Origin of the sequence: Massilia sp. IC2-476, from assembly GCF_020707295.1 — a bacterium.
Lineage (GTDB): Bacteria > Pseudomonadota > Gammaproteobacteria > Burkholderiales > Burkholderiaceae_D > Telluria.
This window is the reverse complement of record NZ_JAJFER010000007.1, coordinates 134,162-149,853: the sequence shown is the minus strand read 5'-3', so window position 1 is coordinate 149,853 and position 15,692 is coordinate 134,162. Positions and strand designations below refer to the sequence as shown.

The 15,692-nt window shown below is 66.1% G+C and carries 8 protein-coding genes; 5 read left to right on the top strand and 3 right to left on the bottom strand.

What is annotated here, in order from left to right:
- Positions 1-47: 47 nt before the first annotated feature.
- Positions 48-3,110, bottom strand: a complete 3,063-nt coding sequence (locus LK539_RS18460) for a TonB-dependent receptor (protein WP_227802523.1) — start codon at positions 3,108-3,110, stop codon at positions 48-50.
- Positions 3,111-3,576: 466 nt separating this feature from the next.
- Between LK539_RS18460 and LK539_RS18455 the strand changes: the two genes are divergently transcribed.
- The 4 genes from LK539_RS18455 to LK539_RS18440 are packed head-to-tail and all read left to right on the top strand — an operon-like array spanning position 3,577 to position 10,368.
- The gene (locus LK539_RS18455; RefSeq protein ID WP_227802522.1) at positions 3,577-5,241 is read left to right on the top strand and encodes a DUF5597 domain-containing protein; all 1,665 of its coding nucleotides are present in this window, start codon (positions 3,577-3,579) and stop codon (positions 5,239-5,241) included.
- A gap of 29 nt (positions 5,242-5,270) precedes the next feature.
- Positions 5,271-8,150 carry a TIM-barrel domain-containing protein gene (locus tag LK539_RS18450; RefSeq protein WP_227802521.1) on the top strand — a complete coding sequence of 960 codons (2,880 nt, stop codon included), beginning with the start codon at positions 5,271-5,273 and terminating at the stop codon, positions 8,148-8,150.
- Positions 8,147-9,283: a glycosyl hydrolase gene (locus tag LK539_RS18445; RefSeq protein ID WP_227802520.1), complete on the top strand. Its 1,137-nt coding sequence runs from the start codon at positions 8,147-8,149 to the stop codon at positions 9,281-9,283. The genes LK539_RS18450 and LK539_RS18445 overlap by 4 nt, the downstream gene beginning before the upstream one ends.
- Positions 9,280-10,368: an SGNH/GDSL hydrolase family protein gene (locus LK539_RS18440; protein ID WP_227802519.1), complete on the top strand. Its 1,089-nt coding sequence runs from the start codon at positions 9,280-9,282 to the stop codon at positions 10,366-10,368. The genes LK539_RS18445 and LK539_RS18440 overlap by 4 nt, the downstream gene beginning before the upstream one ends.
- Before the next feature lie 13 nt (positions 10,369-10,381).
- On the opposite strand, the gene LK539_RS18435 is transcribed toward LK539_RS18440, so the two are convergent.
- Both LK539_RS18435 and LK539_RS18430 read right to left on the bottom strand, forming a co-directional pair.
- A complete protein-coding gene (locus tag LK539_RS18435) occupies positions 10,382-11,914 on the bottom strand; it encodes a tryptophan halogenase family protein (RefSeq protein WP_227802518.1) in 1,533 nt (510 codons plus the stop codon).
- A 123-nt stretch (positions 11,915-12,037) separates the two neighbouring features.
- Positions 12,038-13,795: a glycoside hydrolase family 9 protein gene (locus LK539_RS18430; RefSeq protein WP_227802517.1), complete on the bottom strand. Its 1,758-nt coding sequence runs from the start codon at positions 13,793-13,795 to the stop codon at positions 12,038-12,040.
- Between the two features lie 169 nt (positions 13,796-13,964).
- Here LK539_RS18430 and LK539_RS18425 point away from each other — a divergent pair, with 169 nt between their 5' ends.
- Positions 13,965-15,680, top strand: a complete 1,716-nt coding sequence (locus tag LK539_RS18425; RefSeq protein WP_227802516.1) for an MFS transporter — start codon at positions 13,965-13,967, stop codon at positions 15,678-15,680.
- Positions 15,681-15,692 lie beyond the last annotated feature (12 nt).

The following is a 15,692-nucleotide window of genomic DNA, read 5'->3' as shown; positions in this document are numbered from 1 at the left end:
CGCGGACCGCACAGGGCGGAACCGCGACTTCAGGAGAGACGAGCTTCTTAGAACGAGTACTGTGCCTGCACCGTGTAGCGCGGACCGCTCATGAACAGCTGGCGGGTGAACATGCCGGCATGCTGCTGCATGAGCTGGCGCGTCTTGGCGTTGTTCAGGTTCTGGGCCGACAGGCCAATACGGAACTTGTCGGTGAAATCGTAGAAGATCGAACCGTCCAGCTGGCCGTAATCGTCCTGCCACAGCGGCAGGCCGTAAGCTTGGTCGTTGTTCGGCGTCGGGATCAGGAAGCGCGGGCCGGCATCCGGGTTCGTGTTCAGGCCGTTGTTGCCGCGGCTGCCCCAGGTATTGACGGCGACCAGGTAGCGCGAGCGCCAGTTGTAGGCCAGGCGCGCCGAGAACCCGTTCTTCTCGTACATGACGGCGAAGTTGACGGTGTGGCGCGAGAGGCCTTGCAGTGGGGTGTTGCCGAACGGTCGTCCGTCGGTGTCGCAACCGTTGATCGACAGGTTCATGTTCGATGCATCGCTACCCGCGCAGAACGCCGCCGGCACCGGATTGTCCAGCTTGCGTTCGCTGGACACGTAGGTCCAGCTGGCCTGGGTGCCGATACCGCGCAGCCAGTCGGGCACGAAGTCATAGTACTGCTGGTGGCTGATCTCGAAGCCGCGGGCAAAGCCGTGGGCGCCGTTGATCGGATGGGTGACCCTGAAGGTCTGGTCCCTGCCGTTGACATCCTTCACCGTGTAACCGTAGGTGGTGTTCACGATGATGTCCTTGATGTCCTTGTTGAACACCGCCATGGTCAGCGAGCCGGCCTTGGCGAAGTACCATTCGGCGGTCAGGTCGACGTTGGTCGCGGTGGTCGGCCTGAGCAGCGGATTGCCGTCGCTGGTGCCGGTCAGGTTGTTCCCGCTGAAGACGACGCGCTGGTCCGCGAGCGTGACCGGATCCTTGATCGTCAGCTGGTTGGCCGGCGAGGTCAGGGTGGTCAGCGACTGCAGCTGGTTGAAGTCCGGGCGCGCCATCGACTTGGCGATGGCGAAGCGGAACTGCAGCTGGTCGCTGGCCTTCAGGCGCAGGTTCAGGCTTGGCAGCCAGTGGTTGTACGAGGTATCGGTCTCGCGCGGGGTCTCGAACTTGGCGATGTTCACCAGCGTGTTCACGCCTTCCACAGGCACGTCGCCCGGGATGCTGACATTGGTCGGGTCGTACGCGATGTAGCCGCGCGTCGCGTTCTTGGTCCGCACGTAGCGCACGCCGATGTTGCCGTCGATCGGATACTTGAGGTCGTCCCAGCCGAAGCGCAGCTGAGCGTAGGCGGCCTGGGTCTTCTCGGTCTGGGTGTTGAGCGCCGATGGCGTGTCGAAGGTCGACGGCTTCCACGGGTCGCAGGTGCCCCAGCCCTGCGCGGCCTTCTGCTCTTCGCACAGGGTGGTGTGGTAGCTGTGCAGCTTGGTCCAGCCGTTCGGGAAGTCACGTGCCAGCGCGTCGGTCGGATACAGCAGCGCCGGGACCGATACCTTGCCGCCGAAGAAGTTCGGAATCTGTGCCAGCTCGGTGCCGCCCGCGAAGCGCGGGTCGTTCAGGCGTGCCACGCCCGGAATCTGCCAGCCTTCCATCCACGGGAAGGTGATCGACGACCAGTTGTAGTACTTCTGGGCCTTGCGGTTTTCCGCTTCGCGGTCCGCCAGGCGCACGCCGAAACGCACGTCGCGCAGCACCGGGTCGTCGAAGGCGAACTTGACGTCGCTGCGCCAGCTCTTCTGGGTGGCCTTGGCGCGGTCCAGCGCTTCCTGGGTGTAGGCCCAGAAGTAGTTCTTCGGGTCGGCCATGAACTGCGCCGAGCCGAGGCCGATCTGGGGAATGCTGCCGGTGAGGTCGATCGACTGGTTGGGCAGGATGAAGCCGGTCGACACGTCGGCGTCGAAGCCCTGGGTGGTGGAACGCACGTGCTGGACGTCGTTGGTCCAGGTCAGGTCCGGCGTGATGCGCCATTGCACGTTCAGCGCGAGGTCACGCGTGCCGGAATTACGCTGGTTGATGCGGCGCGAGCTGTTGAACGGCGAGCCGCCGTAGCTCGGGTTCGCGATGGTGCCTTTCATGAAGGCACCCTGGGCGTCATACACGGTGTCGGCGCCGGCTACCTGCTGGTACCACTTGTCTTCCGACGAGGCGACCACGCGCTCGCTCAGGTCTTCGTCGTACTGGGTCTTGAAGTAGGTCAGCCCAGCCGTGATGTCCCGGTTCGGGCGCCACTGGAACGCGGCATAGTCGCCGCGGCGAACGCGCTCGAAGTCCTGCGAACGCAGGCCGCCGCCCAGCGGAATCCATTTGGTCGCCTCGCGCTGGTACTGGGCCGGGTTGCGCGAATTCACATGCGGGAAGTAGGGATCGATGCCGATCGCGTCGGTACGGGTCGGGTTCTTCGCATACGCAAAGTCGACCAGGGCGCCGAATTCGCCGAGGCCGGTGTTCCAGCGGTTCGACAGCAGCAGGGTGCCGGTCGGGCCCTTCTTCCGGTTCAGATCCGAATAGCTCAGCGAGGCACCGAGCGCGCCCTTGAAGCCCTTGAAATCGAAGGGCATGGCCGTGCGCAGGTTGACCAGGCCCGCGAGCGCGCCTTCGATCTGTTCCGCCGAGGGGTTCTTGTAGACGTCGACGCCGGCCATGAGCTCGGGCGCCACGTCGGTGAAGCCGAGCGAGCGGCCGCCACCGGCCGAAAAGGCATCGCGGCCGTTGACTTCCGAACGCACGTAGGTCAGGCCGCGCACCGACACGCCGGACCCTTCGACGGCCTGGCGATTCGGGTCGCCCTGCATGTTGCGGTCCATGGTGATGCCGGCGATACGCTGCAACACCTCGGTGATCGAGCGGTCGGGGAGTTTACCGATGTCTTCGGCGACGATCGAGTCGACCACCTCGTCGGAATCCTGCTTGAGTTTCTGGGCCGATTGCAGTGCGGCGCGCTGGCCGGACACCCTGACGACTGCTGTCCCCGGGGCGACGGATTCCTCCGTGGTGGTGGTCTGGGCCCATGCTACGCCGCTGTAAAGGACGGCCACCTGCGCAACCGCCGCGGCGATCGCAGTTTTCTGGAACTTCCTCACGTTGTCTCCTGGTATAGGTAATTTTTTTATCTAACAGTTCATAGCGCGCCGGCACCGCATTGTGGCTCAGCTAACACTGTTTGTTGGACGCTACCATAGATTTGTAATGATGGCCTTACAAATTCCATTCTTTTGTCATTGCACAACACATTGCCCGGGATATCGCGTAACGACACGATCTTGAACCGCCCCGGATATGCCTGCTGCAGGGCGAGACCGGGCTACCGGGAACACATGCGTACTGTGACAGGTCGCGTTGCCACATGCTTACACTACGCAATACCTCCCCGGCGGTCAAGAAATCGATTTCAGCGATTTCGGCATTTATTCGGAATGTGCCGCGGAGAGGTCGACAGCACGTGACTTGGTAGCGCGAACATTTTGCTTGCCACGCCTTGCCGCTCTCGCTTAGCATGCCTCACATAGTTGGCATAAATAAAAACAATCCGGAGACAGGACAGTGAGCATGCATGGATTTTCCAGGGCCGCGCTGGCCGCGATGATATGGACCCTGGTTTCAGCGCAGGTTGCCGCCGCGCCTGCCGCGGAACTGCCGCGTCTTGTCGAGCGCGATGGACGCCATGCCCTCCTGGTCGACGGCGCTCCCTTCCTGGTGCTGGGCGGCCAGGCCCACAATTCCAGCAATTATCCGGCGGCCTTGCCCAAGGTCTGGGCCGCGCTCGAGGATGCACATGCGAATACCCTGGCGATCCCGGTCGCGTGGGAGCAGGTCGAGCCCGAAGAGGGCAGCTTCGACTTTGCTTACGTCGATACGCTGGTGGCCCAGGCTAGAACGCATGGCAAGCGCCTGGTGCTGCTGTGGTTCGGCACCTGGAAGAACACCGGCCCGGCCTATACGCCGGAGTGGGTCAAATTCGACAACCGGCGCTTTCCCCGCATGCTCGACGCGGACGGCAAGCCCAGCTACTGTCTGTCGCCCTTCGGCGAAGCGACCCTGGCGGCCGACAGGAAGGCATTCGTGGCCCTGATGCGCCACATCCGCAACATCGATGCCGCCAGGCGCACCGTGATCATGGTGCAGGTCGAGAACGAGGTCGGCACCTATGGCCTGGTGCGCGACCACGGCGCCCGTGCCGAAGCCGCGTTCCGCCAGCCGGTGCCGAAGGCGGTACTGGCACGACAGAGCGGTCCTGCCGGACGTCCCGCACAAGGCAGCTGGAGCGAGGTGTACGGCGACTATGCGGGGCAATACTTCCATAGCTGGGCGATCGCCAGCTATATCGAAGAAATCGCGAAAGCCGGCCGCGCGGTCTACGACCTGCCGATGTTCGTCAACAATGCGCTGCGCGAGCCCGGCCAGACCGGCCAGCCGGCGACTGTGTGGAAGGCAGACTTCGCCAGCGGCGGCCCAACCTGGGACGTGCTCGGCATCTACAAGGCCGCTGCGCCCCACATCGATTTCGCCGCGCCCGACATCTACATGCCGGAATCCAGCAAGGTAAGCGCAGTGCTGGCCGGCTTCCAGCGTTCGGACAACCCGCTGCTGGTAGCCGAGATGGGCAATGCGGCCGGCTACGCGCGCTACGTCTGGCAGATCGTCGGCAAGGGGGCGCTCGGCGTGGTCCCCTTCGGCATCGACTATGCGAGCTACAGCAACTACCCGCTCGGCTCGAAGTACACGGACCGCCGCATGGTCGAGCCCTTCGGCCAGGTCTACAAGCTGCTGGCCCCGATGTCGCGCCTGTGGGCGCGCTGGGCCTTCGAAGGCCGCACCCATGGTGTCGCCGAGGGCGACGACCGCGCGCCGCAAACGGTCGCCATGGATGGCTGGCAGGCGACCGTCACCTTCCGCGAGTTCCAGTTCGGCGAGCGCGAATACCTGCGCGACAAGAACGAGTATGCCGAAGGCACCGAACAGCCGGGCGGCGGCGTCGCGATCGCGCAGATCGGGCCGGACGAGTTCGTGCTGGCCGGCCAGCGCGCCCGCGTCAAGCTGGCGCCGGGCACCGGCAAGCCGTCCATGTATGCGCGCGTGGAAGAAGGGCGCTTCGACGCCGCCGGCAAATGGATCATGGAGCGCAACTGGAACGGCGACCAGACCGACTATGGCCTGAACCTGCCGGCGGAGCCGACCGTGCTCAAGGTGAAGATGCGCACTTACGAATACTAAGCCCCAACAATAAGACCAGGAGACCCGCAATGCGAATTACCCGTACGGCGACCACCGTCCTGCTGCTGTGCGCAGCCACCCAGGCCTTTGCCGGCACCTACCAGAAAACGGCCACCGGCATCGAGGTGCGGCCCGACCGCGGCGCCGCAAAGCTGGTGCGCCTCAACCTGATGAGCGACAACATCATCCAGGTGCTGAAGTTCGACGCGCCCGGCAAGGCGCTCACGCCGTCCCTGATGACGGTCGCGGCGCCCTGCGCCTGCAGCTTCAGCGTGGACGGCGCCCGCGCCGGCAAGGACGAAGCGGTACTGCTCAAGGCGGGCAAGATCTCGGCCACGATGTCGCTGAAGGACGGCCGTGTGGCCTTTTTCGATGCGGCCGGCAAGCCGATCCTGCGCCAGGACGCGGAGAGCATGAAGCCGCTCACGGTGGGCGGCAAGCCTTTCCTCGCGATCACCCAGGGCTTTAACCACGGCACCCGCGACGCCTATTACGGCCTGGGCCAGCACCAGAACTCGCAGATGAACTATAACGGCGAAGACGTGCTGCTGGCCCAGCACAACATGATCGCCTCGGTCCCCTTCGTCGTCTCGGACAAGAACTACGGTCTGCTATGGGATAACAACAGCATCTCGCGCTTCGGCGACCCGACGCCCTATGCCTGGATGTCGCGCGACCTGAAACTGCGCGACGCGGAAGGCAAACCGGGTGGCCTGACGGCCCGCTATTACATCGACGGCAAGCTGGCCTTCACCCGCCAGGAAAAGGACATCGCCTACCAGTACCTGAAGGACGTGGCGGAAAACTGGCCCAAGGAGCTGCCGCCGCTGAAGGACATCAAGGACGGCAGGGTGGTGTGGGAAGGCAGCATGGAAAGCGACAAACCCGGCGTGCACAAGATGCAGCTGTACTCGTCGGACTACGCGCGCCTGTCCATCGACGGCAAGGAGGTGATGGACGTCTGGCGCATGGGCTGGAACCCCTGGTACCACAACTTCGAGGTGAAGTTCGAGAAGAACAAGCCGGTGAAGCTGCACCTCGACTGGAAGGTGTCGAGCGGGATGATCGCCATCACCCACAACAATCCGCTGCCCAAGCCGGAGCGCTACTCGCTCACCATGTCCTCGGAAATCGCGGAGGCGATCAATTATTACGTCATCAGCGCCGACAGCATGGACCGCGTCATCGCCGGCTACCGCCACCTGACCGGGCAGCAGCCGATGATGCCGAAATGGGCCTACGGCTTCTGGCAGTCGCGCCAGCGCTACGAGACCCAGCAGCAGCTGCTCGACACGGTCCTGGAATACCGCAAGCGCGGCTGGCCGCTGGATAACATCGTGCAGGACTGGTTCTACTGGCCGCAGGACGGCTGGGGCTCGCACGACTGGGACAAGACCCGCTTCCCGGACCCGAAGGGCATGGTCGATGCCGTCCACAAGCAGAACGCGCGCATCATGCTGTCCATCTGGGGCAAGTTCTACGCCAATACCGACAACTACAAGGAACTGGCGGCCAAGGGCCACATGTGGACCAAGAATGTCGAGAACGGTGATCTGGACTGGGTCGGCCCGGGCTACAAGAACAGCCACTACGACCCCTACACCAAGGAAGCGCGTGACATCTACTACCGTCAGATGAAGCACAAGCTGGTCGACCTGGGCTTCGACGCCTGGTGGATGGACAATACCGAGCCGGACATCCTGTCCAATGCGCGCCTGGAAGACTTCAAGCAGCTGATCGGCCCCACCGTCTACGGCGCCGGCGAGATCACCTTCAACCCCTACAGCCTGGTGCACTCGCAAGGCTTCGCCGAGAACCTGCGCCGCGACCAGCCGGACAAGCGCCAGTTCATCCTGTCGCGCTCCGGTTTCGCCGGGATCCAGCGCAATTCGGTGGCGGTGTGGAGCGGCGACACGGTGGGGCGCTGGAACAACCTGGCCGACCAGGTCGCGTCGGGCATCAACTTCTCGATGTCGGGCATTCCGAACTGGACCCACGACATCGGCGGCTACGCCCAAGAGACCCGGTTCCAGGTCGGCGACGTCGGCTCGGCCCAGGAAAACCGCACGACCGGTACCAGGCAGGCCAATCCGGAAGACATGAAGGAATGGCGCGAGCTGAACCTGCGCTGGTTCCAGTTCGGCGCGTTTTCTCCGCTGTTCCGCTCGCACGGCGAGGTGGTCAAGCGCGAGATCTACAACCTGGTGGGCGACGATGAGGCAATGCGCGATGCGATGGTCGGCTACCTGAAGCTGCGCTACCGCCTGATGCCGTATATTTACACGATGGCGGCCGACACCCACTACCAATCCGGCACGATGATGCGCGGCGTGGTGATGGACTTCCCGCACGACGATCGGGTGAAGAACATCAAGGACCAGTACATGTTCGGCCCCAGCCTGATGGTCGCCCCGGTCACCAGCTACGGCGCGCGCTCGCGCCAGGTCTACCTGCCGCAGGGCAGCGACTGGATCGACTTCGACACCGGGGAGCGCCACAAGGGGGGCAATACCGTCACGGTGCAGGCGCCGCGCGAGCGCATCCCGCTGTTCCTGCGTGCCGGCGCCTTGATCCCGACCGGCCCGGTGACCCAGTACGTGGACGAGAAGCCGGATGCCCCACTGGTGCTGCAAGTCGTCGCCGGGGCCGACGGCCAGGCCAGCCTGTACGAGGACGACGGCGTGAGCAACGCCTATGCACGCGGAGAATTCAGCCGCATTCCGTTCAGCTACGACGACCGCACCGGCACCGTCACGATCGGCGCGCGCCAGGGCAAGTACAAGGGCATGCCCGTGCAGCGCGAATTCCGGGTGCGCGTGCTGCGTCCGGGTACCGCGGCCTCGAAAGACCTGGACGCCTACGACAAGTCGGTCAGCTACGACGGCCGTCCGGTCACGATCAAGCTGTGAGCGCACGCAGGCAGCTGCTCAAGGGGCTGGCGGCGCTGTCCGGCGCCGCGGCCAGTCCGGCGCTGTTCGCCGCGGCCGCGGCCCCAAGGCTGTCGAACCCGCAGGCGAGCAGCCACGCGCAGGCGGTCTACGCCTGGCTGCACGGCATCTGGGGCCGACAGGTCATCGCCGGCCAGCAGGACCTGACCTGGAACGACCGGGTCGACATGGCCCAGCGCGTGTTCGACGATACCGGCAAGTATCCCGCCCTGATGGGCTACGACTTCATGAACACGGGGATGAGCGCTCCCGACGCTTCCGGCCTGCACCAGGTGGAAGAGGCGATCGCCTTTGCCCGGCGCGGCGGCCTGGTGAGCTTTTGCTGGCACTGGCGCGACCCGGCGCTGCTGGGGACCGCGCGCGTCAACCGGGCCAACTTCTACGTCCGCGAGCCGGATGCGGGCAAGAACACGGGCTTCACCATCCCGATGGACAAGGGGCAGCTGGATACCGCCAGCGCCGCCTACCGGCAGCTCAATGCCGGCATCGACCTGGTCGCGGCGCAGTTGCGGCGCCTGCGCGACGCCGGCGTCACGGTGCTGTGGCGCCCCTTGCACGAGGCCTCCGGCCACAAGGGTGACGGCTGGTTCTGGTGGGGGCGTCAGCGCAGCGACGGCGAGTCGCCGGCCCGCGCCAACATCGAGCTGTGGCGCCATATGTACCGGCGCATGACCGGGATGCACGGGCTGCACAACCTGATCTGGGTGTGGAACGGGCAGGACGAAGCCTGGTATCCGGGCGACGACGTGGTCGACATCGTCGGCTGGGACATCTACGACGACAGCGACCGCAAGCGCTACGGCGCGCAGGCTGCGACCTACCGCCGGGCGCTGGCGATCGGCGGCGAAGCAAAGCCGGTGGCGCTGACCGAAACGGGTTACATCCCCGATCCCGACAAGATGCTGGCCGAAGGGGCGCCCTGGCTCTGGTTTACCGTCTGGAACGACGCCAATGGCGCTGCCGGCGTGGCCGACAAGACCAGCTTCTGGACCGGCGACTACTACAATACGGCCGAGCACAAGAACAAGGTGTATCACCATCCGAAGGTCATCACGCTGGACAAGCTGCCGGCATTCCTGAAAGCGCCGCCATGAAACCACTCTCCTTTTCCCTGGGGCTTGCCCTGGCTGGCCTGCTGCATGCCGGCCTGGCCGCGGCCGCCACGCCGGTTGCCGCCGACGATGCGAAGCTGCAGTACACGGGCCGCATCGACTTCTCGAGGCCTGGCGCGCCGGTGATCTCCTGGCCGAACACCTCGATTGCCGGGCGCTTCACGGGCACCTCGCTGGCCATCAGGCTGGACGACCAGCGCGGCCGCAACTACTTCAACGTGTTCCTGGACGGGGATCTCTCCGCGCCGCTGGTGGTGGAAGCGAAGCAGGGCGAGGCCACCTATGTGGTGGCGCAAAAGCTCCGGCCCGGCACCCACAGCTTCCTGATCACCAAGCGCACCGAAGGAGAAGAGGGGACGACCGTGTTCCACGGCCTGGAACTCGACGACGGCGCGCAGCTGCTGCCGCCGGCGCCGCGGCCCGCGCGCCGGATCGAGTTCTTCGGCGACTCGATCACCAGCGGCATGGGCAACGAGGGCGCGGTCAACGGCCGCGACGACGCCGGCAAGGACAAGAACAGCTTCCTGTCCTATGCCGCGATCGCCGCCCGCCAGCTGAAGGCGGAGGCGCACCTGACCTCGCAGAGCGGCATCGGCGTGATGATCAGCTGGTTCCCCTTTACCATGCCGGACTTCTACGACCAGCTGAGCGCGGTCGGCAACAACGACAGCCGCTGGGATTTCACGCGCTGGACGCCGCACGTGGTGGTGGTCAATCTGCTGCAGAACGACAGCTGGCTGATCGGCCGCGACCACAAGCTGCAGCCGGAGCCGGACGATGCCGCGCGTATCGCAGCCTACAAGAGCTTCGTCCAGCGCATTCGCCGCCTCTACCCGCAGGCCTACATCGTGTGCGCGCTCGGCAGCATGGACGCGACCCGGCCCGGCTCGCCGTGGCCGGGCTACGTCACCGCGGCCGTGGAACGCATGCGCAAGGAAGACGGCGACAAGCGGATCGACACGCTGTTCTTCGACTACACGGGCTACGGCCAGCATCCGCGTGTACACCATCACCAGGCGAATGCAGCGAAGCTGACCGCCCTGGTGCGGGCTCGGATGGGCTGGTAAGCCTGGGCGCGGCTCAGGCGGCGCGCGGGCTCGCTGCTGCGAGCTGGCTGGCAATGTAGGCGTCGTGCGTCGGCATGCGCTCCACGGCCTGCACGATCATGTCGCGCACACCGGCGAAGTGCCCATGGACCTCGCGGATGTCCGCGCCGTCCACGAAAGGATCGTAACGCTTCGGCACTGCGCCCAGTCCCATCAGCATGGCGACGAAGGAAGGCTCGGCGAAGCCGTGGGGGTCGAGGATGGTGACCCGCCCGGTCTCGCGGAATAGCTCGATCTGGTGGCGCAGCGAATCCGGAATCGGCATATTGGCGCAGTAACGCCAGAATTCCGAATCATCGCGCTTCGTGAGCTTGTAATGCAGAATGATGAAGTCGCGCACCGACTCGTAGCGCACCCCCATGAAGCGGTTGAATTCATCTGCCAGTTCGGGCCGGCAGTCGCGGTCCGGGAACAGCTCGACCAGCTTGCCGACCGCGGTCTCGATCAGGCTGATGCTGGTCGATTCCAGCGGTTCGACGAAGCCGGCGGACAAGCCCACCGCGACGCAGTTCTTGATCCATGACTTGCGCCTGCGGCCGGTGACGAAGCGTAGCTGGCGCGGCTCGTCGAGCGCGGCGCCGTCGAGGGAGTCGAGCAGCAGCTCGCGTGCCCGCTCGTCGCTGGTGAAGCCATTGCTGTAGACGTGGCCGTTGCCGGTGCGGTGCTGCAGCGGGATGCGCCAGATCCAGCCCGCCTCCTTGGCGGTAGAGCGGGTATAGGGCGTCAGCACAGGTGCGCTGGCGCAGGGCACGGCCAGGGCGCTGTTGCAGGGAAGCTGCGCGCTCCAGTCATCGTAGCCGGCGTTCAGCGCCCCTTCGATCAGCAGACCGCGGAATCCCGAGCAATCGACGAACAGGTCGCCTTCCACCCGGCGGCCGTCGCGCAGCCTGAGGGCCGTGATGAAGCCGCTCTCCGGGTGCTGCTCCACCTCCGCCACCGTTCCTTCGATGCGCTGCGCGCCGTGTTCCACCGCGTAGTCGCGCAGGTAGTTCGCGTACAGGCCGGCATCGAAATGGAAGCCGTAGGAATAGCCGTCGGTGATCGAAGGCGTGTGGTGGTGCGGCGGCATGAACTTGTTCTTGCGCGCCATGATCGACGTGATCGACCAGTTCTCCAGCGCCGGCATCTCCGTGAACTGCGTGGCCATGCGCAGCCAGAACAGGTGGGACGGGTGCCGGTCGAGCGAGGGGCCGAAGTCGCCGAATCCGTGGAAGAAGCGGTTGCCGAGGTGGCCCCAGTCCTTGAACTCGATGCCGAGCTTGTAACTGGCCTTGGTACGCCGTACGAAGTCATCGGGATCGAGGCCGAGCGCGGCGTTGTAGTAGCGGATGGTCGGCAAGGTCGCCTCGCCGACCCCGATGGTGCCGATCTCCGGCGACTCCACCAGGATCACTTCGCACGGCGCCTCCTGGCGGCGCGCCAGGCGCTGGGCCAGCGGCGCCGCCGCCATCCAGCCGGCGGTGCCCCCGCCCACGATCACGATCCGGCGGATCGGCTTGTCGTTCATGTCGTCTCCTGTACTTGGTCCAGCGACGCGTCTTTACGCGCGCCTGCGACAGGAGTGTAGAGCAGGTCGCGAGCCCGCGGCAACAAGAATGTTTGCGTACAACATTCAATGTTGCGCGTGGGTTCAGCGTTGCAGGGACTCCAGCGCCCCGGCCACGTAGACCAGCGGCGCGTTCCAGTTGATCGCGATCTCATTGCTGGCGTAGCTGCACATGTGGTCGAGCCAGGACAGCGCCGGCAGTTTCGATGGATAGGGGGCGGGGCAGTCCTTGGCGTCCTGCTGGCCGGGGTTGGGGCCGCCCACCAGCATGCCCGGTACCGGCGCCTTGATGCCGTCCGCTTCCGACGGACGGTGGTGCGGGTGCATCGGCGAGCGCGTGCCGAAGCCGGTCACGAAGGAGACCCCCGGGCCGTTGCGGCCGAGGACATAGTCGAGCCCCGATTGCGCCGCATGCAGGTATTCCGGCCGTGGCTCGATCCGATAGGCCGCCACCAGCATCATCGCCTGGTTCAGGATCACCGAGCTGCTGCCCCAGACGAAGTCCTCCTTGGTCATGGTGACGCGGTAGGGCGAGGCGCGCCAGCGCCCCGCCAGCCGGTCGCCCAGCGCCACCAGGTCCTTGCGCACGCCCGCCGCTTCCACGCCTTGCGGCAGGCGCTCGCCATGCCGGGCGAGCGAGAGCCAGCCCAGCATGCCGACGTTGGCCCAGCCGGGCGCGGTTTCGCCCGCAGTAGGGCGGTAAGCGAAGGCGCGCGCGCGGTAGGCCGGCTTGCCGGTGCTGATCAGGAGCTCGGCGGCGGCCCAGGCGAATTCGTCGTCCACGCTCTTGTCGCCGTAGGCGCCGGTGTGGATGTCGTCCGGCTGCCGGTACAGCACCGCCGGATTGGCCTCGGCCCAGCGCCAGGCGCGTTCGGCAGCGGCCAGGTAGCGTTGAGAACGCGCTGCCTGGGCGTCGAACGGCGCCAGGACGCGGGCGGCGGTCGCCATCACGGCCGCGAAGTCGAGCGTGGCGGCGGTGGTCTTCTGCACCACGTAGCGCGGCGCGGTGGCCTGTTCCGGCATCACCATGCCGTCGAAGGCCTTGTTGGTCAGCTTGTGGTAGACGCCGTCGTCGTCCGGATCCTGCATGGTGAGCATCCAGTCCAGGTTCCACAGCGCCTCGTTGAGGATGTCGGGCAGGCCGTTGCCGGATTCCGGCAGGTTCAACGCCAGCTTGCCTAACCAGTCAGGAAAGTGCTCGTAGGCCGCCAGCAGGGTCCAGGTGCTGATGCCGGAATTGACGATGTATTTGTTGTAGTCGCCGGCGTCGTACCAGCCCTTGGGGCTGGCGATCACGGTGCCGGCGGGGCGCGCCTTGGTCGCTGCCGATTCATGCACCAGTACCCGGGTGTCCGGGTGGGCCAGCGGACGCGCATAGGCGCCGGCCACCGCCGGCGTCAGGGCGATGCCGCTGCGGTTCAGGGTGTAGTTGCGGATGGCGGCCGCGTCCAGCGCGCGGTAGACGCCGGGCTGGATGGCAAACGGCGCCGAGTCGGGCAGGCCAGCCACGCGCAGGCGATAGCTGCCGGGTGTGCGCAGCGCCGAAAAGTCGGCCAGGCGCACGCGCTCGCCCGACAGGTCCCAGGTGGCGGCCTCCGTGAGGCTGCCTTCGAATGCGGGCTTGCCGCTGTCCGCCGCGACTACGGCGAAGCGCGCCTGTGCGTCGCCCGGCACCACCGCCAGTTTTTGCGCACCCGGCAGGAAGCCGACCTGATTGAGCTTGATCTGCGCGCGCTGCGCGGCGCCGGCATCGGCGGCGAGCAGCAGCGTGGCGCAGGCGGCCGCCAGGGCCAGGCGCGACGCGGAAGGGAATGGGGCGGAATGGGTTGCAGGGTGGTACATGCGGTCTCCGTTATTGTTGTCGCGCTGTCCGACGCAGGCTGTGGCTGTCGACTTGAAATCGATTTCAATATACCGTCCAGCATCCGGCGACGTCAACGAGCACGTCGGTATGTGCGCCGGCCCATATTGCGATTATGATATCCGGCAACAATCGCTACCGAGGCCAGCCATGTCGACACAGCACCAGCAGCGCCTGCACCTGTTGTTCCTGACTGCCGTCTGCGGTATGGGCGGACTCCTGTACGGCATCGACATCGGCATCATCGATCCCGCCATGCCCTACCTGCACCGGGCTACCAGCCTGCCCGAGGGGCAGCTGTCCCTGGTGGTGGCGGCGGTGATGGGCGGCTCGATCCTGGGCTCGGTGGTGGCCGGCATGCTGGCCGACTGGCTGGGGCGCCGTCCGATGATGGTGGTGAGTGCGCTGCTGTTCGTCGGCAGCGTTTCGCTGATCTACCTGTCGCAGTCCTTCGTCCCGCTGCTGCTCGGGCGCCTGCTGCAGGGCCTGAGCGGCGGCGTGATCGCGGTGGTGGTGCCGCTCTACCTGGCCGAGTGCCTGCCGGCCAGCCAGCGCGGGCGCGGCCTGGCGCTGTTCCAGTTCGCGCTCACCGCGGGCATCGTGCTGGCCGCCTTCATCGGCAACCATTACCTGGGCCGTGCCGAGCTGGCGATCCAGGCCGCCGGCAGCGATGCGGCCGCGGTGGCGCTTGCGGCCGACCGCGCCTGGCGCAGCATGTTCCTGGCGGTGCTGTACCCGGGCAGCGTGTTCCTGCTCGGCTGCCTGTTCGTGCGCGAATCGCCGCGCTGGCTGATGCTGCGCGGGCGCACGGACGATGCGGCGCGCGTGCTGGCGCGCCTGCGCCCGGCGGCGCAGTGCGAAGCCGAGCTGGCCGAGATCGGCGCCGCGCTGGCGCAGGAAAAGGCACGCCCCAAGGTGGGCCGCGCCGCGGCGCTGGCCGAAATGTTCACCGAGCGGCGCTACGTGCTGCCCTTCGTGCTGGCCTGCGTGATCCTGGGCTGCAACCAGGCCACCGGCATCAATTCGATCCTGCAGTTCATGTCGACCATCCTGCAGCACGCCGGGCTCGATCCGGTGAGCGCGGCCAGCTACGGCACCGCGATCAAGATCCTGAACATGGTGATGACGGTGTTCGCCATCATGCTGGTCGAGCGCAAGGGCAGGGTGTTCCTGCTCAAGATCGGCACCGCCGGGATCATGGTGTCGCTGTTGCTGCTGGCGCTGCTGTTCTACCGCTTCGAATCGCAACGCGTCGACGTGCGCGCCGAGGTGGCGGCCCAGGTGCGGGACAATGCGCTCGACCTGAACCTGCCGGACACCCGTTTTGCGCGCTCGGCGTCCGGACCGGTGCTGCTGAGCGTCCTGTACCAGTACGGGGACAAGCAGCAGGTGGCCGAAGCGTATACGGCGACAGCGGGAGCGCAGGCCGTGCCGAACGGGCGCATCGTCGTCAAGCCGCCCGCCGGCGCCGGCGCCGAGCGGCTGGAAATCGTGCGCGCCAGCGTCGGCCCGATCCCGGACAAGAACAGTGGCCTGCTGGCGGCCCTGTGCATCGCCGGCTTCATCGCCGCGTTTTCGGTCGGACCGGGCGTGTGCGTCTGGCTGGCCCTGTCCGAGCTGATGCCGACCCGGATCCGCTCGGTCGGCATGGGTGTGGCGCTCCTGATCAACCAGGGCACCGGCACGCTGATTGCCGGCGCCTTCCTGCCGATCGTGGGCAACTTCGGCTTCCACATGATGTTCCTGTTCTGGGCCGGCTGCACCGCGCTGTACTTCATCACGGCGGCATTCTTCCTGCCGGAGACCCGGGGCAAGTCGCTGGAAGAGATCGAACGCCTGTTTGCGCGGCCCAGCGCGGCCAATTGAGGAGACCTGGAT

What these genes read in the sequence shown, in the direction of transcription:
- LK539_RS18455 (WP_227802522.1), top strand. Translation starts at nt 3,577, where the DNA reads ATGCATGGATTTTCCAGGGCCGCGCTGGCCGCGATGATATGGACCCTG.
- LK539_RS18450 (WP_227802521.1), top strand. Translation starts at nt 5,271, where the DNA reads ATGCGAATTACCCGTACGGCGACCACCGTCCTGCTGCTGTGCGCAGCC.
- LK539_RS18440 (WP_227802519.1), top strand. Translation starts at nt 9,280, where the DNA reads ATGAAACCACTCTCCTTTTCCCTGGGGCTTGCCCTGGCTGGCCTGCTG.
- LK539_RS18435 (WP_227802518.1), bottom strand. Translation starts at nt 11,914, where the DNA reads ATGAACGACAAGCCGATCCGCCGGATCGTGATCGTGGGCGGGGGCACC.
- LK539_RS18430 (WP_227802517.1), bottom strand. Translation starts at nt 13,795, where the DNA reads ATGTACCACCCTGCAACCCATTCCGCCCCATTCCCTTCCGCGTCGCGC.
- LK539_RS18425 (WP_227802516.1), top strand. Translation starts at nt 13,965, where the DNA reads ATGTCGACACAGCACCAGCAGCGCCTGCACCTGTTGTTCCTGACTGCC.